This is a genomic window from Ruegeria sp. BB9 (assembly GCF_056539345.1).
In genome coordinates, this window is the sequence record NZ_JBQFUU010000002.1 from 222,408 (window position 1) to 244,808 (window position 22,401).

Genomic DNA, 22,401 nt, shown 5'->3' on the forward strand with positions numbered 1-22,401 from the left:
GAAAGGGCGGGCGCGATGGCGGAGAATGACACCAGAGTTCTGATCTTGGGAAGTGCGCCTGCGGCGCTGGCGGCGCGGGATTGGGCGCGTGGGTCGTTCACTCATATCGTGGCCATCAACAACGCCTGGCGCATCCGCGAAGATTGGGATTTCCTGATCCATCCCGAGGATTTTCCGGCTGAGAACCGCCCCGACTGTCCGACAGCGACGCAGCGCATCGTGACGGCGCAGGATTATGTTCCGATCCAGAACGCGTATGGCGGCTTCGTCTATGCCGGTGGCACCATGGCCTTTACCGCCGGGTACTGGGCGCTGGGTGCTCTCAAACCATCGGTGATGGCCTTCTTTGGCTGCGACATGGTCTATCCGCGCTCGGGCAACACACATTTCTACGGCCAGGGAACAGCCGATCCCTTGCGCGCCGACGTCACCCTGCGCTCGCTCGAGGCGAAATCGGCACGGCTGGCGCTGCTGGCGGCGCGTCAGGATTGCAATATGGTGCGGTTGTCCTCTGGCCCCAGCCGGCTGGTCTATCCGTCCGTCTCGCATACCGGAATGACCTCCGAGGCCCTGCCGAGCACCGAACACGTCGATGCCCTGCTTCAAGCCGAGTGTGAGGTAGGTTACGTGGTGCCATCCGGCCGGTATTGGGAGGTCGAAGAGCGGTTCGATCCAGCCGTTGTCGACCGGCTGGATGCGGCTTGGCTTGCGGCCTACAAGGCCTCGGCGCTGGATCAGGCGGCCTGAGCGCGCGGCACGCGCAACAAGTCATCGACCTTTCGTCTGGCGGTCTCGGCCGCTTGTATCCGAACCGGGCCGTAACCGCGGATCTCGTCAGCGCAGGCCAGGATGCTTTGCCACGTTTCGGCATCCCGATCGCCGTACTCGGCCGCAACAAGGTCCAATAGCCCTTGGTACCAATTCAGCAGATCGCGGTGCAGGCGCGCTTCGGCGTGATAGCCGAACGGATTGAGAGCTGTTCCGCGCAGCGCCCGCATCTTTGACAGGCCCCGCAGAACCGGCTGCATCCAAGGTCCGAACGCCTTTTTCAGCGGTCGGCCCCGGACGTCCGTTCTGCGGCTCAGCAGGGGCGGGGCCATATGGAAGCGGACCGCAAAATCGCCCTCGAACTGGTTGGCCAGATCCTGCGCGAAATGGTCCGAAGTCATCAGCCGCGCGACTTCGAACTCATCCTTGTAGGCCATGAAGCGGAACAGGTTGCGAGCGACGCTGCGCAGCAGGGTCTCGTCAGCCTGCGGCAGAGCCGAGCGGAAGGTGGCGATACGATCGGCATAGGCCTGCGCGTATTTCGCGCTTTGATACTCGGTCAGGTAGGCGGTACGGCGCGCAATCATCTGATCCAGTGTTTCTTCTGAACCAACGTCGTCGGAAGGCAGCGCCAGAACGTCCGGACGAACTGCCATGTTGCGCCCGATTGCAAAAGCCAGACGGTTCTTCTCGACAGCGACGCCATTCAGCAGAATCGCCTGACCCAGCGCGACATGCGATACCGGCACAAGACCGTGCTGCCACGCAAAACCCAGCATTATCACATTGGCAAACACCGCATCACCCAGCAGGGTTTCCGCCACCGCGTTGGCGTCGAAACCGAACAGGTTTTCAGCCCCGACCACGTTCTGAATGGCCTGTTCACGGGCATTTGCCTGCAACTGAGCGTCGCGGCGCAGAACGATATCACCGGTCGGCATTTCAGCCCGGTTCAGGACCACGCGCGTACCCTTGCGGTAATGCGCCGAGGCTTTGGGGGCCGAACTGACGACGACGTCGCAACCAATCACCGCATCGGCCGCGCCCTGATCAATGCGGACCTGGTTCAGCGCGTTTGGAGTGTCTCCCAAACGGATATAGCTGAGAACGGTTCCGAATTTCTGAGCAAAGCCTGTGAAATCCAGGACCGAGGCGCCTTTCCCTTCGAGATGGGCCGCCATCGTGATCAGCGCACCAACCGTCACCACGCCTGTGCCGCCCACGCCGGTTACCAGCAACTCGAACGGTTTGTCCAGGCGGGGCAGGGTAGTGTCGGGGAGCCCGTCCTCGAGTGTTCCCAGATCCAGCTTTGTAATGCGTTTGCGGCGTTCGCCGCCTTCGATGGTCACGAAGCTGGGGCAGAATCCGTTGAGGCACGAGAAATCCTTGTTGCACGAGCTCAAATTGATCTTGCGCTTGCGGCCCAGCGGGGTTTCGCGCGGCTCGACGCTCAGGCAGTTGGATTCGACCGAGCAGTCGCCACAGCCTTCGCAGACCAGATCGTTGATCCAGACGAACCGCTTGGGGTCCTCCATCGTGCCGCGCTTGCGGCGGCGGCGTTTTTCGGTGGCGCAGGTCTGTTCGTAGATCAGAACGGTCACGCCCGGGATCTCGCGCAGTTCGCGCTGCAGGGTGTCCAGCTCCGCCCGGTTGTGGAACGTGGTTTCCGACGGGAAATCCGCGTGGTGGAACTTCGAGATGTCGTCAGACACGATGGCGATCCGCTCCACGCCCTCGGCGCGGCAGGTCTGGGCGATGCCGGCGACGCTGACCGGGCCGTCCACCGGCTGGCCGCCGGTCATGGCCACGGCGTCGTTGTAGAGGATCTTGTAGGTGATGTTGGTCCCGGCCGCGACCGCCTGCCGGATCGCCAGCGAGCCCGAGTGATACCAGGTGCCCTCGCCGAGATTCTGGAAGATGTGCTTGCCGCCGTTGAACTTGGACGCCACCACATGCGGCACGCCTTCGCCGCCCATCTGGGCATAGCCGACGGTGTGGCGATCCATCCACGAGGCCATGACGTGGCAGCCGATGCCGCTGGCCGCGATCGAGCCGTCAGGCACCTTGGTCGAGGTGTTGTGCGGACAGCCCGAGCAGAAATAGGGCGTGCGGGTTGCACCAGGCACGTTGATCAGTTGCGGCGGCTGGTCCGTCAGCGCCTTGGCTTTGGCGGGCAGGTCCTCTTCGGGGAAAAACCGGTGCAGGCGGTCGGCCACGATCGGCACCAGCATCAGCGGGCTAAGTTCACCCGTCCAGGGGATCAGCGGCTCGCCGTGGCTGTCGTATTTGCCCACCATCTTGTGCGGCTTGTCGCCGGGCCAGTCATAGAAATATTCCTTGAACTGGCTTTCGATGATGCCGCGCTTTTCCTCGACCACGAGAACCTCGGCTTTGCCCTTCACGAAGCGCAGCGCGTTGCGTCGGGCCAGCGGCCAGACCATGCCGACCTTGTAGATGTCGATGCCCAGACGGCGGCAGGCGGCCTCGTCCAGTCCCAGCAGGCGCAGCGCCTCCATCAGGTCCAGATGCGCCTTTCCGGTGGTGACAAAGCCGAACTTGGCGTGGTCGATGTCATAGATGCGCTGGTCGATCGGATTGGCTTCGGCAAAGGCGCGCACGGCGCGCAGCTTGTGCTGGATGCGGGTCTCGATCTCGGGCGAGGGCAGGTCGGCGGCGCGCACATGCAACCCGCCGGGGGGCAGGTCGATCTCGGGCAGGATGAACTGTCGGTCGGGGCGCAGCTCGACCGAGCGGGCGCTTTCGACGGTTTCCGAGATCGCCTTGAACCCGACCCAGGTGCCGGAAAACCGCGACAGCGCAAAGCCGTATTCGCCGAATTCCAGGAATTCCTCGACCGAGGCCGGGTTCAGCGTGGGCATGAACCACGCCATGAAGGCCACGTCGGACTGGTGCGGCATCGAGGAACTGACGCAGCCATGGTCGTCGCCGGCCACGACCAGCACGCCGCCCTTGGGTGCCGAGCCATAGGCATTGCCGTGCTTCAGCGCATCGCCCGAGCGGTCGACGCCCGGCCCCTTGCCGTACCACATCGAAAAGATGCCTTCGAATTCGCAGTGCGGGTCCAGCGTCGCCTGCTGCGCGCCCAGAACGGCGGTTGCGCCCAGATCTTCGTTCACGGCGGGCATGAACGTGATGCGGTCGGATTTCAGCCGTTCACGCGCGCGCCACAGCTCCAGGTCGAGCCCGCCCAAGGGCGATCCACGATAGCCCGAGACGAACCCGCCCGTGTTCAGCCCGGCATCGCGATCGCGCCGCGCCTGATCCATCAGGATACGCGCCAGCGCCTGTGTGCCGGTCAGGAACACGCGACCCTCGGTCTGTTCGTACCGGTCTGTGAGTTGATAAGTGCGAAGACTGCTGTCGTGGCGGCTCATGGCTTGGACCCGGATTGGCTTTGAGATTGAACAACTGTAGTTCGGTATTTGCGAAATGTTGTGCCAATGGATCCGCAAATTTGGTACAACTTCGATAAAATTAACCAAAGAACCCGAACAACACGGAAGAACATACCAAATGATACAGCTTGACGACAGGGATCGCCGGATTCTGACCCTGCTACAAAGGGACAGCCGCGTGTCGAATGCGGACCTTGCCGATGCGGTCGGTATGTCGACCTCGGCCCTTTGGAGACGGGTGCGCGCATTGGAAGAGGCCGGGATCATTGAACGCTACGGCGCAGTTGTGAACCCGGTCGCGCTGGGGTTGGGGTTCGAGGCGATCGTACATGTGCATCTGACGCGGCATGATCCCGACAAGATCGTGGAGTTCATCCGGGCAATCGAAACCTGCAAGGAAGTTCAGGAATGTTTCGCAACGACCGGTCAGGCAGACTATCACCTGCGAGTGCAGTCTCCCGATCTTGCCGCCTACAACGTCTTTTTGGAGAGGTTTCTGTTTCGTTTGCCGGCCGTGGCAAGTGCGCAAACGAATGTGGTACTGCGCGCGGTCAAACGCAATCGTTCGGTCGAGTTCTGACTAGCGCGCGACGAATTCAACCCAGGCCCAGGCCATCGCGATGTAAGTGAGGTTGTGCAGGCATTGATCCAAACCGGCGGCCCGCCAAAAGGCGGCCTGATCAGGTTGCAATTGTTTCTTGTCGGAATAGCTGGCTTTGGCGAAATCGATATTGAAATGCACGATCCACTCAAGCGCACCGATGATCAAAATGAATGAAAGCGGCGCGCCGAATATCAGGAAAACCACGACTGAACCCACAACATGCACCGCAGCATGCTGTGCGCGCCCGACATGCAGGTACTCTCCCCGCCCAGACAGCATCTTGGGCGTTTGAAGGTAGAAATCGGCAAACATGTGTTTGATCTGCAGTGCACACAGCAGAAGCAACACAGTGCCAAGTGTAGCAGGCAAAAACTACCCTCCCGATATCGTCCTGACCTTCAGACTAAGGGCTATGAGACAGGATCGCAAATGAACTAGTTCACACAAGTCGAAATAGTTTTCGCCTTGGAAACCATTTGCCTATCCAAGCGCGATTGCAGTACCGTCGTGCTGCTTTGACCGCGGCAGGATCGCTGCAAAACAGTTTCGGGTCACCAGTAGGGGCAGGGGCCATAGAACGTTCAATTTTTGGATTTATTTGGAAGTATTCCAAGCGTGATCAGCTTGTTCTGCTGGCCGTGACGGCAACTTTGTTCCCACTGCTGTACCTGACGCTTGAATTGCCCAAACGCATCATCAACGACGCAATCGGCGCCTCCAGCGAGATCGTGGATGCCTGGGGATACAGTCTGTCGCAGACGACGTTTCTGGTAATTTTGTGCTTCGCCTTTTTGGCGGCGGTGTTGGCGCATGGTTTGATGAAGATGCGCATCAACACGATGAAAGGCGTTCTCAGCGAACGAATGCTGCGCCGGTTCCGATACCAGTTGATCAACCGCGCACTTTTGTTTCCTCAACCCTATTTCGAGCGCGTCAGTCAGGGCGAACTGGTCTCGATGATCACCGCCGAAAGCGAGCCGATGGGCGGGCTGATGGGCGATGCAATCAGCCAGCCTGTCCTTCAGGCGGGGCAGATGCTGACAATCCTGTCCTTTCTATTCCTGCAAAGCGTCTGGTTCGGGTTGGCTGCTGTCGCGCTGATCCCATTGCAGGCCTGGCTGATCCCGCGATTGCAGCGCCAGATCAACCTGTTGAACAAGCGCCGGATCCAGGAGGTGCGCGTACTGGCCGCGCAGATCGGCGAGAATGCAGCGGGCGCGGCAACTCTGCGGCAGAACGGCGGCTGGCGCCATCGCCGAGCGCTGATTTCAGATCAACTGTCCCGGCTGTTCAGCATCCGGTTCGAGATCTACCAGAAAAAATTCTTCATGAAGTTCATCAATAACTTCATCTCTCAATTGACTCCGTTCCTGTTCTACCTGGTCGGTGGTTTGCTGGTTCTGCAGGGGTCAGTTTCGCTTGGTGCTCTCGTGGCAGCGCTCGCTGCCTACAAGGACCTCAGCTCGCCTTGGAAGGAGCTGCTGACCTATTACAACCAGACACAGGACATGTCGCTGCGCTGGGAGGTGGTCATCGAACGGTTCGCCCCGAGCGGCATGCTGGATGAAACCCTGTTCGAAGGCGAGCCCGACAGCCGACCGCACCTGAATGGCCCGATCGAGTTGGAGCAAGTCTCGGTGCGTGATCTGGATGGCAATCAGGTTCTGGATGATCTGAACCTGACCTTCCCCGCCGGTAAGACCATAGGGATCGCCGCCCCCAGCGAAGAGGACCGCCGGGCCTTGGCGGATCTATTGACCCGGGAGATCCTGCCAAGTTCGGGCCGGGTCGAAATTAGGGGTGTTAACCTGTCCTCGCTGCACCAGGCCGTCGTGGCGGCCCGGATCGGTCATGCCACATCGCGACCGGTGATGTTCCAGGGAACCGTTGGCGGCAACGTGATGATGCCGATGCAGCTCAGGCCTCTGACCGCTCCACCGGAGGACGCGGACCACCTTGAAACGCTGCGTGCGGGAAACAGCCCCGATCCCTTCCGGGCCACATGGCTGGACCCTTCACTGGCCGGGTTCGAAACGGCCGAGCAGCTGCGCGATTGGTGGTTGAAGCTGATCGACGGACTGGGCTCCGGGCCCATCTTGTTCCAACGCGGGGCCGAGTTGGGTTTCGATCCTGAAAAGCACCCCGACCTTGCTGCCAAGCTGATCGAGCTGCGGCCCTTGGTGCAGGACGCCGTCAAAAAGGCCGGTCTGGAGTCGCAAGCCCTGATTTTCGACCGCATGACGTACAACGCTGCACTGCCCGTTGCCGAAAACCTGCTGTTTGCTGTGCCACGCGTGCAGGTGACGCAAGAGTTGCTGGCCCGGCAGACCGTTTTCCTCGGGCAGTTGCGCGAGTTGGGTCTGGATGAAACACTGGTCGGCCTGACACGTGACGTGATCGAAATGCTGCGTCAGATCTTTGGTCTGGACGGGACGGATCACCCGTTGTTCCGCAAGCTGGGACTCGAGGCCGCCACCTATGAGGCCGCTGTCGACCTAGTGGAAAAGACCCGGGAAACCGGCGCGTCAGGGTTGGACGATGACCAGTTGGCCAGCCTGCTGGCCGTGCCTTTCGTGATCTCGGCCGAACAGATTGGGCCGGCCTTTTCCGAAGAGCTCAAGAACCGCATCCTCGAACTGCGGCACAGCCATTCCAACAAGTTGATGGAGCGCCTGAACGACGTGTTCGAGCCGCTGGACCCGGCCACCTTTGCGCCCGGATTGACGGTTATGGAGAATGCGCTGTTCGGCAAGGTCAGCCAGATCGGGGGCGCGCGGTCGGACGAGGTTCGGAAAGTGATCGCAGACGTGCTGACCGAAAACGGAGCCCGTCCGCTGGTGGTTGAGCTGATCTACGATGTACCGGTCGCGCTGGGCGGGCAAAACCTGCCGGCCGCGCTGGCCGAGCCTTTGGCCTTTACCCGCGCGACGATCAAGAAGCCGGATATCCTGATACTGGAAAACGCGCTGGCGAGTTATGGCATGGACACGCAGGTGGCTGTGTTCAGAAACCTGCGAGAGCTGCTTCCGGACGCCACGATCATCTACCTGAACGAACAGTTCAAGAACCCCGGCGCTTTCGACATGTTTGTCGAGATCCGACAGGGGCGCGTAGTGTCCGATCAGGTTCCGTCGGATGTTGAAGGTGACAGTGCAGCCTCGGCGGACCTCACGCGAAAGCTGCGTGCTTTGGAACAGACACCGCTGTTTTCGGGGCTGGATCGTCGTCAGCTTCGACTGCTGGCCTTTGGTGCGCGCTGGTACGAGGCAAAGGCCGGCGAAGTCGTGTTCCTCAAGGATGACCAGCCGACCGATGGTGCCTACATGATCATCGACGGTGAAGCTGGCCTGTACCTGCCGCAGCCGCCCGAGGAGGATCGGCTGGTGACCCGCGTCGGCAGCGGTACCTTGGTAGGCGAACTGGGCCTGATCCGCAAAGAGCCCCGTGCGCTCAGCATGGTGGCCGAAACCGATCTGACCTGTCTGCGTATCGGCGAGGAAGAGTTCCTGGCCGTGGTAGAAAACGATGCTGCGACCGCGTTCAAGCTGTTGCAGGTGATCGCTGGCTATGTATCACGCTGACAGGTTCAGGCCTGCGGGCTACAGAACAGGGAATGCATCAACTCGATCACCTGCTTGGCTTTGCCGTCGCGCAGCGAATAGTAGATGGTCTTGCCCTCTCGGCGTGTTGAAACCAGGCCTTCGGTTCGCAGACGCGCCAGCATCTGGCTGACAGCGGCCTGGCGCAACTTGAGCAAGGCTTCAAGCTCGCCCACCGAGCGTTCTCCAGCCGCGAGATGGCACAGGATCATCAAGCGGCCCTGATGCGCCAGCGTCTTGAGGAAAGCCGCAGCTTGCGCGGCGCTTTCCTCCATTTCCGTGGGCAATTCGGATTGTGGGGTCGTCAATTCGGTGTCAGTGAAAGTCACGTGGTACCTTGGGGATGAAAATAAGGGGTGGACGCAGTATGCACCAACTTGTCTGAAATTGTCATCCCTCGGTTGCCGGGGCCCCGCCCTGGAAGGCATTGCCGTTGACATAATCGCAGGGGTCTTCCTGCATCTGCAGGTGCAGACCGTCGCCGGAATAGGGGTGGGCACGGGCCAGTTCCTCGTCGACCTCGATGCCCAGGCCGGGGGCGGAAGGCGGCTCGACAAAGCCGTTCTCGACCCGGATCGAGCCCTTTATCAGCTGGTCATGAAACGGCGTTTCGATGGTCTCGAGCAGCAAAAGGTTCGGGATCGAGGCCGCGAGATGGATGTTCGCGGCCCATTCCACCGGCCCGGCATAGAGATGCGGCGCCATCTGCGCATTGAAGACCTCGGCCATGGCGGCGACCTTTTTCATCTCCCAGATTCCGCCGGCCCGCCCCAATGCGGGCTGCAGGATCTCGGCCGCGCCGGCGCGCAGAACCGCGCCGAATTCGGCCTTGGTGGTCATCCGCTCGCCCGTGGCCACGGGGATGCGGACGTTGCGGGCGACGCGCGCCATGTCCTCGATCATGTCCGGGGGGGTGGGCTCTTCGAACCACAGCGGCGAATAAGGCTCGATTGCCTGCCCAAGACGGATGGCGCCCGCGGTGTTGAACTGGCCATGGGTGCCGAACAGCAGGTCGGCCTTGTCGCCCACGGCGTCACGGATCGCCTTGCAGAAGGCCACCGACATCGAGATGTCGGACATGGCCGGCATATGCCCTCCACGCATCGTGTAGGGGCCGGCGGGGTCGAACTTGACCGCGGTGAAGCCGCGCCGGACCATTTCGGCGGCGCTTTCCCCGGCCTGTTCGGGCGAGGTCCAGAAATCGGTCAAGTTGTGTTGGGGCAGCGGGTAGAGATAGGTGTAGGCGCGGATGCGGTCGTTCATCCGGCCGCCGATCAGAGCGTATACCGGGCGGTCCCGGTCCTTGCCCAGAATATCCCAACACGCGATTTCCAGCCCCGAGAAGGCGCCCATCACAGTCAAGTCGGGGCGCTGGGTGAAGCCGCTGGAATAGGCGCGGCGGAACATCAGCTCGATATTCTCGGGGTTTTCGCCAGCCATGTGGCGGTCGAAAACGTCACGGATGACGTGTTTCATCGCCTCGGGACCCACCGAGGAGGCATAACACTCGCCCCAGCCCGTGATGCCGGTATCGGTGGTGACTTTCACCAGAATCCAATAGCGCCCGCCCCAGCCCGGCGCGGGCGGAGCGGTCACGATGATGTCGAGATCCTGCAGTTTCATCCGGTCTCCTCCCGCCGGTGGTCCGGGGCCGTCAGCCCCGGTCGAATACGATCACGTTGCGCTTGGCCGAACCGGTCTTGGTGTCCTCGATGGCCTCGTTGATCTGTTCCAGCGTCCAGCGACCCGAGATCAGCTCGTCCAGCTTCAGACGTCCCTGTTCATACAGATCGATCATCCACGGAATATCGCGCTGGATCACCACGTCGCCCATCTTCGACCCGACCATGCCCTGACCCAGGGCCGCCAGAATGACCGGCTCATAGCTGGATTGCGCGCCGGAATGCGGCATGCCGATCATCACCGCCTTGCCACCGCGACCCAGATAGCGGGGCGCCTGATCATAGGCGGGGATCGCACCGACGGTGATCAGAACCGCATCGGCCCCGCGACCGCCAAGGGCCTTGTAGGCTGCTCTCCACGGTTCTTTCAGCGTGGCCAGAACCCCATGCGTGGCGCCGAATTCCTTGGCGATTTCCAGCTTTTCCTCGGTCATGTCGACGGCCACGATCCTCCGGGCCCCGGCCAGCCGCGCGCCCTGGATGGCGTTCAGGCCCACCCCGCCGGCGCCGATGACCACGACATCCTGACCCGGGCGCAACTGCGCGGCGTTGACCGCCGCCCCCACGCCGGTGATCACCCCGCAGGACAGCAGGCTGGCCACGTCCTTGGGCATCGCGTCGGGTATCTTGACCATCTGGCGGTGGCTGACCACGACCTTTTCGGCAAAGGCACCACAGGCCATCGCTTGTTCCAGCGGCCCACCGTCCGCCGTGCGCAGCGGACCCTTGACGGTGTCATAGGGCGTTTCGCAGATCACCGGCTTGCCGCTGGCGCAGGACGGGCACGATCCGCAAGCGCGGATCAGGGTCACCACGACCGCATCGCCAACCTTGAACCCTCCGCTGGCTTCTCCGACGGCCGAGACCACACCGGCAGCCTCGTGCCCGTAGACGGCGGGCAGAAACCCGCCCCAAGCGCCGCTGGCATAGGTGATGTCGGAATGGCAGATCGCCACCGCATCCAACGTGACCTCGACCTCGCCCATGCCGGGCGGCGCGATCTGGATGTCTTCGATGACAAGCGGTTCGTTGAAGGCGCGGCATACGGCGGCTTTGATGGTCTGCATGGATCCCTCGTTTGGTTTGGGCCACGGTGACGCGGGAACCTGCGGTCCGCAAGGCTGAAACCGTCATTCCCGTGTCGTTGTTACGTTTCGCTGCGATGTGCGCGCAGAAACAGGACGAATCCGGCCAGCATCAGCAGCAATGCCAACAGGAACGGGGCCCCTGGAAGGTAGAACGCTGCATCAACCCGCGCGAATTGGGCGAAAACGGTGGTCATAACCAACGGGGAGATCACCATCGACAGCGCGTGGAGAGCGGCCAGAACCCCCTGAAGCTCTCCCTGCTGCGAATCCGGCGTTGCGCGTGACATCTGTGCCTGAAGGGCTGGCGTCACGACGGCGCCCAGTGCGGTGATCGGAATCAGCATCAAGGCAATCGTGCCGTTTGTGAGAAAACCCAGAGCCAGAAAGCTGACGATCTCGAAGATCATGCCCCAAACGATCGTGGTCCGCTCTCCCAAGTGGCGGGTGGCGGGGCGGATCAAGCCGCCCTGAACCGCAGCCATTCCCAATCCGTAGACCGCAAGTGACAACCCGATCATCTGCGGCGACCAACCGAAACGCTCGGTCGTGAAGTATGACCAGATGGCGGGATAGACGTAGATCGATACCGAGTACAAAAAGTATACCCACAGCAACGGTCGGATGCCGGGCAGGGCGGCGATGGCACGCAATGCGCTGTCAGGACGCGCGCGGTGCCAGCGGAATCCGCGGCGGTTTTTGTCCGTGACCGTCTCAGGCATGACCGCGAGGCCCAGCAGGAAATTTGCAAATGACAATCCGGCGGCCGCCCAGAACGGGGCGCGGGTTCCGTATTCGCTCAGCAATCCTCCCATCAAAGGGCCGAGGACAAAACCTACACCAAAAGCCGCTCCGATGAGACCGAAATTGGCGGCTTTTTCATGAGGTTTCGAAACGTCCGCCATAAAGGCCGCTGCGGTAGAGTGGGTCGCCGCGGTGATGCCACCCACGATGCGGCCGATCAGCAGCAGCCAGATGCTGCCGGCCATGGCCATGACCACGTAGTCCAAGCTCATGACAAACAGAGAAGCCAGCAAGACCGCGCGGCGTCCGTAAGCATCCGACAGGTTGCCCAGCACCGGACCGAACAGGAATTGCATCGCGGCAAAGGCCGTGCTGAGGATCCCTCCCCAAATGGCTGCCGATGCCAGAGAGCCGCCCTGAACCTCGACGATCAGCTGAGGCATGATCGGCATGACCAGTCCGATGCCCATGGCATCGATCATGACAGTGCCCAGTACGAAAAGAAAAGGAAGACGCATGAAACCGAACGAATGACTTATTTTGCAGGACCTTAGTCGCCCGCCTGTCGTGTTGTAACCCGGTCATTTGTGATCGAGGCGAAATTCTCGACCGACGGTACGTCAGCCTTGACCCGGCCGGATCTCAGACGCGGGTGGCGATTGCGTCCAATTGACGGGCCAGATCCGCGGGATGCGAGAAGAATGGAGAATGGGAGCTGTCGATCGTCAGGCGCAATTCGGGCGGCGCGCAATGGCTCATCTCTTCCTGGTATTCAGTTGGAATCGTCCGGTCATCCATGGTGCGGATATAGGCCTTGGGAATTCCGTCAAAACGCTCGCTCAGATCCAACGGCGTGTCCTGCGGGCGGATCGCCTGCGGGCACAGGCGGGCTAGGGCATAGGTGACAACGTCGGCCGGACAGTCGTGGTAGAAGAGGGATTGCACCCGGTCCGGCAACACGCTGTAGGACAGTCCGTCTGCCGATTTCTCGACCGCATCGCCAATCAGCTGTCTTGGTGCACGCCGGCGCATTTCGATCATCGACAGCCCGGAGACCGGCACGTAGGCGCAGACATAGATCAGGGCCCGCATCCGGTCTGGGGCGAATTCAGCGGCCGCACTGATCGGGTAGCCGCCCCAGGAATGGCCGACAAGGATCGTTTGCGGGGTCGTGGCATTCAAAACCGCATCTCGGCACATCTCGAGCGTGACCTCGGACACTGGGGTCGGGTCAGAACCATGGCTGGGCAGATCGATCGCACGGACCGAATGCCCCAGATTCTCAAGTACCGGTATCAGATCGCGCCAGCACCATGCGCCGTGGCAAGACCCGTGAACAAGAAGAAATTCCGCCACCGTGACCTCCTTCAAATATGTCCGGTTTCTCGCAGAAAAGCGTTCAGCAACTCTGCGTAGACCTCGGGCCGCTCGACGCAGGGCAGGTGCCCGGCCTTGCGGATCAGCTCGAACCGGGAGCCGGGGATCAGGTCGATGGTTTCGCGCACCAGATCGGGAGGGGTCGAGCCATCTTCCGAGCCCGCAATTCCCAACGTCGGCAGTCTGAGCCCGCTGGTTGGCGTATAGAAATCCGTGCCCGAGATGGCGGAGCAGCAGCCCAGATACCCCTGGACCGGTTGGCGTACCATCATATTGCGCCATAGCTCAACATCGGGGGTTTCCCGAAATGCTTTCGAAAACCAGCGCTCCATGGTTGCTTCGGCCAGCGCCTCGATCCCACCTGTACGAACGGCTGCCATCCGATCGGCCCACATAGAGGGCGTCCCTATTTTGGCGGCCGTGTTGGACAGGACCATCGCCCGGATCTGATCCATCCGCTTGACGGCCAGCCCCTGCGCGATCATTCCGCCAATCGACAGGCCGACGAAGATGCAATCCCGTACCTCGAGAAAGTCCAGAAGCCGCTCGGCATCGCGCACCAGACTTCCCATCGAATAGGGGCCATCCGGTTGCGAGGACAGGCCGTGCCCGCGCTTGTCATAACGGATGATGCGCAGACCTTTGGGAAGCAGAGGTAGCACGGGGTCCCACAAGCGCATGTCGGTGCCCAACGAATTGGCAAAGACCAAAGGTGGGCCATCCGGGTCACCGTCCAAGCGATAGTGAATCTGAACATCTCCGAAATCAGCGATGTGCATCTGGTCAGCCTTTTTTGCTGGTATCATTCCGACAGTTTACGCCGCGATTTATTGCATCTGTCCTAACCCGTTGTCAGGTAAGGAATTCCAACGCGCGGGCAAAGACCTGTGGATCGACATTCCCGCCCGATGCCACGACGATAACGGCGTCGCCCTGGATATCGTCCTTGCGGAACAACGCCGACGCCAACGAGACTGCCCCGCCCGGTTCCAGAACGACCTTGAGGCGCAGGAACGCCAAGGCCATGGCGCGGAGAGCCTCGTCTTCGGATACCGCCAATCCCGGTCCGCAGAGGCGACGGAGGATCGGGAAGGTGATATCACCGGGCCGCGGTGTCAGGATCGCGTCGCAGATATTACCTGCGGCTGCGTTGTTGGTCTGAACGGACCCCGAGGCCAGGGATCTTTTGACATCGTCGAATCCTTCGGGTTCGCAGGGGCGCGCCCTGAGACCTGGCGCATGTTTTTCCAGGGCAAGTGCCACGCCTGAGGTCAGTCCACCGCCACCACAGCATACCAGAACATCGGCGTCGGTCACACCGAGATCGCGCGCCTGCCGCGCCACCTCGAGGCCGACGGTGCCCTGACCGGCGATCACCTGCGGTTCGTCATACGGCCGGATCAACGTAAGACCGCGCTCCCGGGACAACGCCTCGCCGATCTCTTCGCGGCTTTCATTGGCGCGATCATAAAGGATGACCTCGGCGCCCAAAGCTCGAGTGTTTTTGATCTTCAGGGCCGGTGCGTCGGACGGCATGATGATGACGGACTGAACACTATGAAGTGTAGCCGCATGCGCCACGCCCTGCGCATGGTTGCCTGATGAATACGCGATGACCCCGCGTTTGCGAGCCTCGGCATCCAGTGCGGAAATCGCAGACCACGCTCCGCGAAACTTGAAGCTTCCGGTATGTTGAAGGCACTCGGGCTTGACCAGAACGCGCCGCCCGGCAAGGTCGTCCAAAAACGGCGATGTGAGGATCGGGGTTTCGCGCGCGTGCCCGTGTAGGCGCACGGCAGCGGCTTCGATCAGGTCAATTGTGCTCATATCAAATCCAGTACTTTGCGAATGACGGTAATGGACTGCGGTTCGTCCAGAAATGGAACATGGCCCCGGTCGGGCACTTCGGCCGAAATCAACCCCGCATGACGCTGCTGCATCGCTGCAAGGGTCTCGGCGCTCAGCAAGTCCGAGTTCGCCCCACGGATCACTCCGGTGGGAAGCGGGTTCAGGGCTTCGAACAATGGCCACAAATCAGCGGGCGGGCCCGCAGCAATCTGTTCTTTCAACGCGGTTCTCAATGCGGGGTCATAGCGCAACCGTAGGCCGGTGCCGGTTTCTTCGTATTGGAATGCGGCCTGCTTTCTCCAGGTTTCAATCGATACGCCCGGAAACTGCGGGTCCATTGCCTGTTTCAGCGCAAAAGCGGCCTGTTCCAGCGTTGTTGCGGCAGGAGCCTTGCCGACATAATCCATAATGCGCCCGATGGCCGACGGTTCGATTTCGGGGCCCACATCATTCAGAATGACGGCACTCAGACGTTCGGGGCGAATTGCGGCGAGGGTCATGGCAATCAACCCGCCACGCGAGGTGCCAAGGATGCTGACCCGATCTAGCTTGAGGTGATCCAGCAACTCGATCACGTCCTGTGCCTCGCGCGGAACGGAATAGTTGCGATAATCCGGATCAAAATCCGAGTCGCCGCGCCCCCGATAGTCCATCGTAATGACACGCAGTCCGTTGGCGTGCGGCGCGAAGAAGGAAAAATCCCGGCTGTTTCTGGTCAGGCCGGCAAGGCACAGCAGTGGCTTGCCGCTGCCTGTTTCTTCGTAGGCCAGGCGCAGACCGTCAGACGTCGTGAATTGCGGCATCAAACGCCCGCCAGTTCCGGAATCGAGGTCAGGTCGGACAAGACATGCGCCGGGGTCCACGGCAATCGGTCCATTGGTTCGCCGGCGCGGTTGACCCAGGCTGTAACGAACCCGTACCCGCTGGCTCCGGCGGCGTCCCAACCATTCGAGCTGACGAACAGAACGTTCGATCGTTCGCACCCGAAACGGTCGCACACAAGATCATAGACCCGTGCATGCGGTTTGAAGACGCCGACGCTTTCGACTGACAGAATGTCGTCCAATACGCCGCCGATACCCGCAGACCTGACCGCGCCTTCCAGCATGGGCGGCGATCCGTTTGACAGGATCGCGGTCTGCATCCCGCCATCCTTGAGCGCCTTCAGCATGGCGGGAACCTCGGGATAGGCCTGCAGTTCCCAATACAGGTCCAGCAGTCTCTGCCGCAGCGCAGGATCCCCCTGCAGGCCCGTCGCCTCGAGCGCCCAGTCCAGGCCATCCTGCGTCACGTCCCAGAAATCGGCATGTGCGTCGGCTACTGCACGCAGCCACGTGTATTGCAGCTGTTTTAACCGCCAGTGGTTGGCCAGTTCAGGCCACTTGTCACGCAGCGCATCCTGGCCCGGTTCGGCGGCCGCCTGACGCGCGGCTGCGGCCACGTCGAAAAGGGTTCCGTACGCATCGAAAACGCAGGTTGTGATCGCCATCTGCCTCTCCCCATCTTCCGGGGCAGGTTGGCACAGGCCATGCGCGGGTTAAAGCGTAAAAGGGTTTACATTGCCGGGTCAGTCACTAGGTTGGACCGCTCATTCCAAACTCAGGTCGGAGACAGTCATGACCGCAATCAAACAAGGCGACACGGTTCGCATTCACTACACTGGAACTTTGCGGGACGGCAACGTTTTCGACAGCTCGGAAGGACGCGATCCGCTTGAGTTCGCCGTGGGGTCCGGCCAGATCATTCCCGGTCTGGACGCCGCACTGCCGGGCATGGAAATTGGCGAGAAGAAACGTGTCGAAGTGGATTGCCAGGACGCTTATGGGCCGATCAACCCCGCGATGCGCCAGGACGTCCCGCGCGAAGGCATCCCGGACGACATCCCGCTGGACCCCGGCACCCAGCTGCAGATGCAAACCCCCGATGGTCAGGCGCTGCCTGTGACGGTGGTGGACGCCAACGAAGAAACCGTGACCCTGGACGCAAACCACCCGCTGGCGGGCCAGGATCTGATCTTCGACATCGAGGTCGTTTCGATCAACTGATCATCGCGCGTTCAGCTGCCCAACAATGACCCAACCGCCTCACGAAGCTGCGGTTGGGTATAGAAGATCCACAATACCAACAATGTCGTCAGGGTCAGCAACAGCGTACGCGCGCGGCTGCTGAGCACTCCGGTCTTGCGACGAGAGTGAGATGCACGCGAATTGGTCGCGATTATCCGGTCTAGTTTGCTCATGTGATATCCCTGCCGCGGAAGTTTGGTAAAATCTTGGCAACGACAGGGAAAGATCGCGTCACATGAAGTCGGGCTGAGGCATTCCGAGGATGTGGAAACCGCCGTCTACGCGAATGATTTCACCGGTGGTGCAGGCCCCCGCGTCCGACGCAAGGTAAACGGCCGTGCCGCCAACCGCTTCGAGCGTAGCATTCGATCGCAGCGGGGCGTTCTGGTCGCAAAACTTGTAGGTCTTGCGAGCCCCCCCGATGGCCGCGCCGGCCAGGGTTTTCATAGGTCCGGGCGAGATGGCGTTGACCCGGATCCCGTCGGGGCCCAGATCATTCGCAAGATAGCGCGTCGCCGATTCCAGAGCAGCTTTTGCAACACCCATGACATTGTAGTTCGGCACGACCTTGTTCGAACCCTGATAGGTCAGCGTGAGCAGCGTCCCGCCGTTTTCCTTCATCATCGGATAGGCGCGACGGGCCACTTCGATGAATGAATAGGCTGAGACATCCAGCGAGTGCTTGAAATTCGCCCGCGTGGTGTTCAGAAACCGCCCGGTCAGCTCGGTCTTGTCCGAGTAGGCGATGGCGTGGACGAGGAAATCAATCGTTGGCCAACGGGCGGCCAGTTCGTCGAAGGCCCGGTCCAGCGATGCGTCATCGGTCACGTCCGCATCGACCATGAAGTCGCTGCCCAGGCTCTGTGCAAGCGGTTCCAGCCGTTTTCCGAAAGCCTCGCCCTGGTAGGTGAATGCCAGTTCAGCGCCTGCCTCGTGCATGGCCTTGGCAATGCCCCAGGCGATCGACCGATCATTCGCGACGCCCATGATCAGACCGCGCTTACCTTTCATAGAATCCGACATCATAATCACCCGTTATACTTGGACAGAATCATGGAACCGTTGGTGCCACCAAAGCCGAAGCTGTTGGTCATGACACTGTCCAAACCTGCGTTTTCAACAACCTCAGTTGCAATTTCGCCGGGCTGGATGCCTTCGGCCAGCGTGTCGACATTGATCGACGGCGCAATGAAATCATGCTGCAGCATCAAGAGGCAGAAAATCGCCTCGAGCGCGCCGGCAGCACCCTGAGCGTGGCCGGTCATCGACTTGGTCGAGGAGATCGGCGGCACATTGCCCTCGCCGAAAATCCGGCGGACGGCTTCGACTTCGCCCACATCCCCGACCGGTGTCGAGGTCCCGTGGGCGTTGATGTAGCCGACCTTGCGGCCTTCGGGCAGGGTGGACAAGGCCAGGCGCATTGCGCGCTCTCCGCCTTCTCCCGAGGGCGCGACCATGTCGTGCCCGTCCGAGGTTGCGGCATAGCCCGTCACCTCGGCATAGATCTTCGCGCCCCGGGCCAGAGCATGTTCCAGCTCTTCCAGAACAACGATGCCGCCGCCGCCCGAGATCACGAACCCGTCGCGGTTCTGATCAAACGCGCGCGAGGCTTTTTCGGGGGTGTCGTTGTATTTCGAGGACATCGCGCCCATCGCATCGAACAGGCAGGACAGGGTCCAGTCCAGTTCTTCGCCGCCACCGGCGAACATCACGTCCTGTTTGCCCAGCATGATCTGCTCGGCCGCGTTTCCGATGCAATGCAGCGACGTCGAACAGGCCGAAGTGATCGAGTAGTTGATGCCCTTGATCTTGAACGCGGTCGCAAGGTTGGCCGAGATCGTCGAGCACATGCATTTCGGAACGGCAAACGGTCCGATGCGCTTGGTTGCGCCGGTTTTCAGAACGGTCTGGTGCGCCGTCAGCATGGCGCTGGTGGAAGGGCCACCGGACCCGGCAACAAGACCCGTACGCGGATTGACGACCTGATCTTCGCTCAGCCCCGCGTCAGCGATTGCCTGGCTCATCGCGATATGGGCATACGCGGCGCCTGGCCCCATGAACCGCAAAGTGCGCTTGTCGACCTGTTCCGACACATCGATCTTGAGCGTCCCTGCAACCTGGCTGCGGAAGCCGTGCTCGACCATCTGCTCGCTGGCCTCGATGCCGGACTTACCCGCCTTGAGCGAGGCCAGAACCTCTTCGGCATTGTTCCCGATGGAAGAGACAACCCCCAAACCGGTGACGACGACGCGACGCATTTGCGTTCTCCTGTGTTCCATTCCCTGTTGACTGTCAGTCAGCTGGGGTCAGCTTTCCGACAATGCAACCTTCATGTCCTTGACCTGATAGATGACTTCGCCATCCGCTTCGACCCGGCCATCCGCCACACCCATAGTCAGGCGGCGGGTCTGGACTGCCTTGGTGAAGTCCACGTAATAGGTCAGCATCTTGCGGTCAGGGCGCACCATGCCTGTCAGTTTCACTTCGCCCACACCCAGCGCATAGCCGCGACCCTGCCAGCCGCGCCAGCCGAGGTTGAAACCGGTCAGCTGCCACAGTCCGTCAAGACCCAGACAACCCGGCATGATCGGGTTTCCGGGAAAGTGGCAATCGAAGAACCAAAGGTCCGATGTGATGTCGAATTCGGCCACGACATGCCCCTTGCCGTGCGCGCCGCCGTCGCCTGAAATGTCGGTGATGCGGTCCATCATCAGCATCGGGGGAGCCGGAAGTTGAGCATTTCCGGGGCCGAAGAGTTCGCCGCGCGCGCATTTCAGCAGGTCGTCCTTGTCAAAGCTGCTTGGGAATTGGGCCATTCTGCCGCGTCTCCTGCCAGGGGTCTGTTTATTCAATCTGGCCTCGTCTATCACCCGTTTGCAAGGTCCTGCAAGACCACCCGAACACATCCGGCCCGCCGGAGCCGTTGGTTGCGAATGAATTTCATTTGAAATTGGTGGTGGTCGGCACTTATATATTGGGGCAGGGGAAATTGGGTAATGGTTTCATGACAGCTCAAAGTCGGGACATCGCTACGAACTGGTTGGTTGACGCTGGGCTGCGCCCGACGCGCCAGCGTGTTGCCTTGGCCGAATTGCTGGTGGGCGATGGCCGCCACCGACATGTCACCGCCGAAAGCCTGTTCGAGTCGGCCAAGACCAAGGGCGACGCCGTTTCCCTTGCAACGGTCTACAACACCCTGCGTGCCTTCTGCGATGCCGGCGTTCTGCAGGAAATCACCGTGGACGGCTCGAAAAGCTATTTCGACACCAACACCCATGACCACCCGCATTTCTTCTGGGAGGACGAGGGCCGCCTGAGCGATGCGCCGTCCGACCAACTGGTTATCCAGCGTCTGCCCGAAGCACCGGCCGGGGTTGAGATCGCGTCGGTGGACGTCGTAATCCGGCTGCGCAAAAAGCGCTGATCACAGTTTCCCAAGCGACCTAACCAGAGCCTGTTCAGCAGCGGAGACTGTCGTGTCCGCAGGACCGGTGCCGTGACGAGCCAGAATCACGGCCTCGGTTGCATCGGGGTCGGTGATCGGCAGGCTCAGCAGCGGCATCCGATCATAGCTGAAGCCGTTTTGCGGGCTGGCATAGCTGATGCCCACCCCTTCACAATGGGCCGCAAGACTGCGTTGGATCTCGAGCGATTCCGCGCGGTAGGACACGCTGGGGTGCAGCCCATGACGCCGGAACAGGCCCAAGACATGCTGCGCTGACAGACCTTCTTTGGACAGGATGAGCGGGTATTGCTCAAGCTCGGCAAGTGAAACGCTGCCTTGCCCGGCCAAAGGGTGCGCGGGACTGACCAGCGCGTTTGGCGTACTGTCCAGCAGCTTGTGGCGTGAGAAACCGGCATCGAGGCCTAGGTCGTAGGTGAGCGCCAGATCGAAACGGGCGTCGGTCAATCCGCCGATCAAGCCTTCGAATGTGTCAACGCCGTGGGTCAGAACGATATCGGGAAGGGTGTCCCTGATCGTCTGCATTGCCCGCGCCAGCAAGAACGGCGCAAGATCCACAAAACAACCCAACTTCAAACGGCTTGTTCCGGCAACCGGGGCTTTCGCCTTTTCGATCCGGGCAGCGCCCATCAGCAAGGCTTCGGCCTTGTCGATGAACTTGCGTCCTTGAGGCGTCAGCGACATTGCCGCGCCGCGTCGGCGCGAGAACAGCGGATGGCCCAGGTGTTCTTCGACCCGGGTCAGCGCGTTTGAAAGGGCAGGTTGCGATACGTTCAGGTGCTGTGCCGCGGCGGACAGGCTTCCGTGTCGCCCAATGGCGCAAACATATTCGTACTGGCGCAAGGTGATATATAACATGGAGTTAATGCTTATTTTGAAAGATATGATTTGAACAGGGGTGCCGGACATGTGCAAATCGGTCTCAGCAAATGACGGAGACCAACATGCCACACCCTCTTGTTTCCCCGGAGATGATCGAAACCTATCGCAATGACGGGGTTGTTCTGGTCAAGGGCCTGTTCGCCGATCACGTTGATGCCTTGCGGGAAGGGGTGGCACGCAACATGGCTGATCCCGGGCCATATGCGTCGGAAAACAAGAAAGAAGGCGAAACCGGCCGTTTCTTTGACGACTACTGTAACTGGTCTCGTATCCCCGAGTTTCGGCAGGTCATTCAAGCCTCTCCGGTTGCCGAGGTCGCTGCCGACCTGATGGAGTCCCGTTCGGTCCAGATGTTCCACGACCACGTTCTGGTCAAGGAGCCCGGCACCTCGATGGCCACGCCCTGGCATCAGGATGGGCCCTATTACTTTGTGGAAGGGCGTCAGACGATAAGCTTCTGGTCGCCGCTCGACCCGGTGACGCAGGCGACTCTGCGTTGCGTGGCGGGGTCTCACCTGTGGGAAAAGGAAGTGTTGCCGACGCGCTGGGTTTCGGAGGAGGGTTTCTTTCCTGACGAGGGCCAGTACATCGCGGTACCAGACCCCGTGGCCGAAGGGATGCGGATCGTTGAGTTCGACATGGAACCCGGCGATGCGGTCGCCTTCAACTTTCGAACCCTGCATGGTGCCCGAGGAAACCAGTCGAACAGCCGGCGCCGCGCCTTCTCGCTGCGGCTGGTCGGGGATGACGCCCGGTATGTCGAGCGTCCGGGCCGGACGTCGCCGCCGTTTCCGGGGCATGACATGCGGGCTGGACAACGATTGCGCGAGGACTGGTTCCCGGTTCTGCTCAATCGCTGAGCCGTTC

At 61.1% G+C, this 22,401-nt stretch carries 22 protein-coding genes; 6 read left to right on the forward strand and 16 right to left on the reverse strand.

Going from position 1 to position 22,401, the window contains the following annotated elements:
- The first annotated feature begins 15 nt into the window (after positions 1-15).
- Positions 16-747, forward strand: coding sequence for a hypothetical protein (locus ACR0FC_RS08475; RefSeq protein ID WP_170339839.1), 732 nt, complete (start codon positions 16-18; stop codon positions 745-747).
- On the opposite strand, the gene ACR0FC_RS08480 is transcribed toward ACR0FC_RS08475, so the two are convergent.
- A complete protein-coding gene (locus tag ACR0FC_RS08480; RefSeq protein WP_170339840.1) occupies positions 735-4,163 on the reverse strand; it encodes an indolepyruvate ferredoxin oxidoreductase family protein in 3,429 nt (1,142 codons plus the stop codon). The genes ACR0FC_RS08475 and ACR0FC_RS08480 overlap by 13 nt on opposite strands.
- 139 nt (positions 4,164-4,302) lie before the next feature.
- Between ACR0FC_RS08480 and ACR0FC_RS08485 the strand changes: the two genes are divergently transcribed.
- Positions 4,303-4,764 (forward strand): Lrp/AsnC family transcriptional regulator, encoded by a 462-nt coding sequence (locus ACR0FC_RS08485; protein ID WP_170339842.1) that lies wholly within the window; start codon positions 4,303-4,305, stop codon positions 4,762-4,764.
- On the opposite strand, the gene ACR0FC_RS08490 is transcribed toward ACR0FC_RS08485, so the two are convergent.
- Positions 4,765-5,157, reverse strand: coding sequence for a DUF3307 domain-containing protein (locus ACR0FC_RS08490; protein WP_093964572.1), 393 nt, complete (start codon positions 5,155-5,157; stop codon positions 4,765-4,767).
- Between the two features lie 215 nt (positions 5,158-5,372).
- On the opposite strand from ACR0FC_RS08490, the gene ACR0FC_RS08495 reads away from it, so the two are divergent.
- Positions 5,373-8,369: a cyclic nucleotide-binding domain-containing protein gene (locus ACR0FC_RS08495; RefSeq protein ID WP_170340530.1), complete on the forward strand. Its 2,997-nt coding sequence runs from the start codon at positions 5,373-5,375 to the stop codon at positions 8,367-8,369.
- A gap of 5 nt (positions 8,370-8,374) precedes the next feature.
- Here the strand turns inward: ACR0FC_RS08495 and ACR0FC_RS08500 are convergent, their stop codons facing one another.
- The 9 genes from ACR0FC_RS08500 to ACR0FC_RS08540 all read right to left on the reverse strand — a co-directional run bounded on the left by ACR0FC_RS08500 (position 8,375) and on the right by ACR0FC_RS08540 (position 16,612).
- On the reverse strand, positions 8,375-8,662 hold the full coding sequence (locus tag ACR0FC_RS08500) for an ArsR/SmtB family transcription factor (protein WP_170340532.1): 288 nt from the start codon (positions 8,660-8,662) through the stop codon (positions 8,375-8,377).
- A gap of 115 nt (positions 8,663-8,777) precedes the next feature.
- On the reverse strand, positions 8,778-10,010 hold the full coding sequence (locus tag ACR0FC_RS08505) for a mandelate racemase/muconate lactonizing enzyme family protein (protein WP_170339844.1): 1,233 nt from the start codon (positions 10,008-10,010) through the stop codon (positions 8,778-8,780).
- Positions 10,011-10,041: 31 nt separating this feature from the next.
- The gene (locus ACR0FC_RS08510) at positions 10,042-11,136 is read right to left on the reverse strand and encodes a Zn-dependent alcohol dehydrogenase (RefSeq protein ID WP_170339845.1); all 1,095 of its coding nucleotides are present in this window, start codon (positions 11,134-11,136) and stop codon (positions 10,042-10,044) included.
- An 80-nt stretch (positions 11,137-11,216) separates the two neighbouring features.
- On the reverse strand, positions 11,217-12,416 hold the full coding sequence (locus tag ACR0FC_RS08515) for a TCR/Tet family MFS transporter (protein ID WP_170339847.1): 1,200 nt from the start codon (positions 12,414-12,416) through the stop codon (positions 11,217-11,219).
- A gap of 124 nt (positions 12,417-12,540) precedes the next feature.
- Positions 12,541-13,254, reverse strand: a complete 714-nt coding sequence (locus ACR0FC_RS08520; RefSeq protein ID WP_170339849.1) for an alpha/beta fold hydrolase — start codon at positions 13,252-13,254, stop codon at positions 12,541-12,543.
- A gap of 11 nt (positions 13,255-13,265) precedes the next feature.
- Entirely contained in the window at positions 13,266-14,054 is a 789-nt protein-coding gene (gene pcaD, locus ACR0FC_RS08525) for a 3-oxoadipate enol-lactonase (protein WP_170339850.1), read from the reverse strand.
- A gap of 73 nt (positions 14,055-14,127) precedes the next feature.
- The gene (locus ACR0FC_RS08530) at positions 14,128-15,102 is read right to left on the reverse strand and encodes a threonine ammonia-lyase (protein WP_170339852.1); all 975 of its coding nucleotides are present in this window, start codon (positions 15,100-15,102) and stop codon (positions 14,128-14,130) included.
- Entirely contained in the window at positions 15,099-15,926 is an 828-nt protein-coding gene (locus tag ACR0FC_RS08535) for an alpha/beta fold hydrolase (protein WP_170339854.1), read from the reverse strand. The genes ACR0FC_RS08530 and ACR0FC_RS08535 overlap by 4 nt, the downstream gene beginning before the upstream one ends.
- A complete protein-coding gene (locus ACR0FC_RS08540) occupies positions 15,926-16,612 on the reverse strand; it encodes a haloacid dehalogenase type II (RefSeq protein ID WP_170339856.1) in 687 nt (228 codons plus the stop codon). The genes ACR0FC_RS08535 and ACR0FC_RS08540 overlap by 1 nt, the downstream gene beginning before the upstream one ends.
- Positions 16,613-16,739: 127 nt before the next feature.
- Between ACR0FC_RS08540 and ACR0FC_RS08545 the strand changes: the two genes are divergently transcribed.
- A complete protein-coding gene (locus tag ACR0FC_RS08545) occupies positions 16,740-17,168 on the forward strand; it encodes an FKBP-type peptidyl-prolyl cis-trans isomerase (RefSeq protein ID WP_170339858.1) in 429 nt (142 codons plus the stop codon).
- Positions 17,169-17,179: 11 nt separating this feature from the next.
- Here the strand turns inward: ACR0FC_RS08545 and ACR0FC_RS08550 are convergent, their stop codons facing one another.
- From ACR0FC_RS08550 to fabA, 4 genes are read right to left on the reverse strand one after another with little or no spacing between them, the layout of a single operon-like run.
- Positions 17,180-17,362 carry a hypothetical protein gene (locus ACR0FC_RS08550; protein ID WP_170339860.1) on the reverse strand — a complete coding sequence of 61 codons (183 nt, stop codon included), beginning with the start codon at positions 17,360-17,362 and terminating at the stop codon, positions 17,180-17,182.
- 58 nt (positions 17,363-17,420) lie between these two features.
- Entirely contained in the window at positions 17,421-18,212 is a 792-nt protein-coding gene (locus tag ACR0FC_RS08555) for an enoyl-ACP reductase FabI (RefSeq protein WP_093965010.1), read from the reverse strand.
- A gap of 5 nt (positions 18,213-18,217) precedes the next feature.
- Positions 18,218-19,447, reverse strand: a complete 1,230-nt coding sequence (fabB, locus tag ACR0FC_RS08560; protein WP_170339862.1) for a beta-ketoacyl-ACP synthase I — start codon at positions 19,445-19,447, stop codon at positions 18,218-18,220.
- Positions 19,448-19,495: 48 nt separating this feature from the next.
- The gene (gene fabA / locus ACR0FC_RS08565) at positions 19,496-20,005 is read right to left on the reverse strand and encodes a bifunctional 3-hydroxydecanoyl-ACP dehydratase/trans-2-decenoyl-ACP isomerase (RefSeq protein ID WP_170339863.1); all 510 of its coding nucleotides are present in this window, start codon (positions 20,003-20,005) and stop codon (positions 19,496-19,498) included.
- Positions 20,006-20,193: 188 nt separating this feature from the next.
- On the opposite strand from fabA, the gene irrA reads away from it, so the two are divergent.
- A complete protein-coding gene (gene irrA, locus ACR0FC_RS08570) occupies positions 20,194-20,613 on the forward strand; it encodes an iron response transcriptional regulator IrrA (protein WP_093964586.1) in 420 nt (139 codons plus the stop codon).
- On the opposite strand, the gene ACR0FC_RS08575 is transcribed toward irrA, so the two are convergent.
- Positions 20,614-21,510, reverse strand: a complete 897-nt coding sequence (locus ACR0FC_RS08575; RefSeq protein WP_170339866.1) for a LysR family transcriptional regulator — start codon at positions 21,508-21,510, stop codon at positions 20,614-20,616.
- A gap of 86 nt (positions 21,511-21,596) precedes the next feature.
- On the opposite strand from ACR0FC_RS08575, the gene ACR0FC_RS08580 reads away from it, so the two are divergent.
- Entirely contained in the window at positions 21,597-22,394 is a 798-nt protein-coding gene (locus tag ACR0FC_RS08580) for a phytanoyl-CoA dioxygenase family protein (protein WP_170339868.1), read from the forward strand.
- The last annotated feature ends 7 nt before the right edge of the window (positions 22,395-22,401 follow it).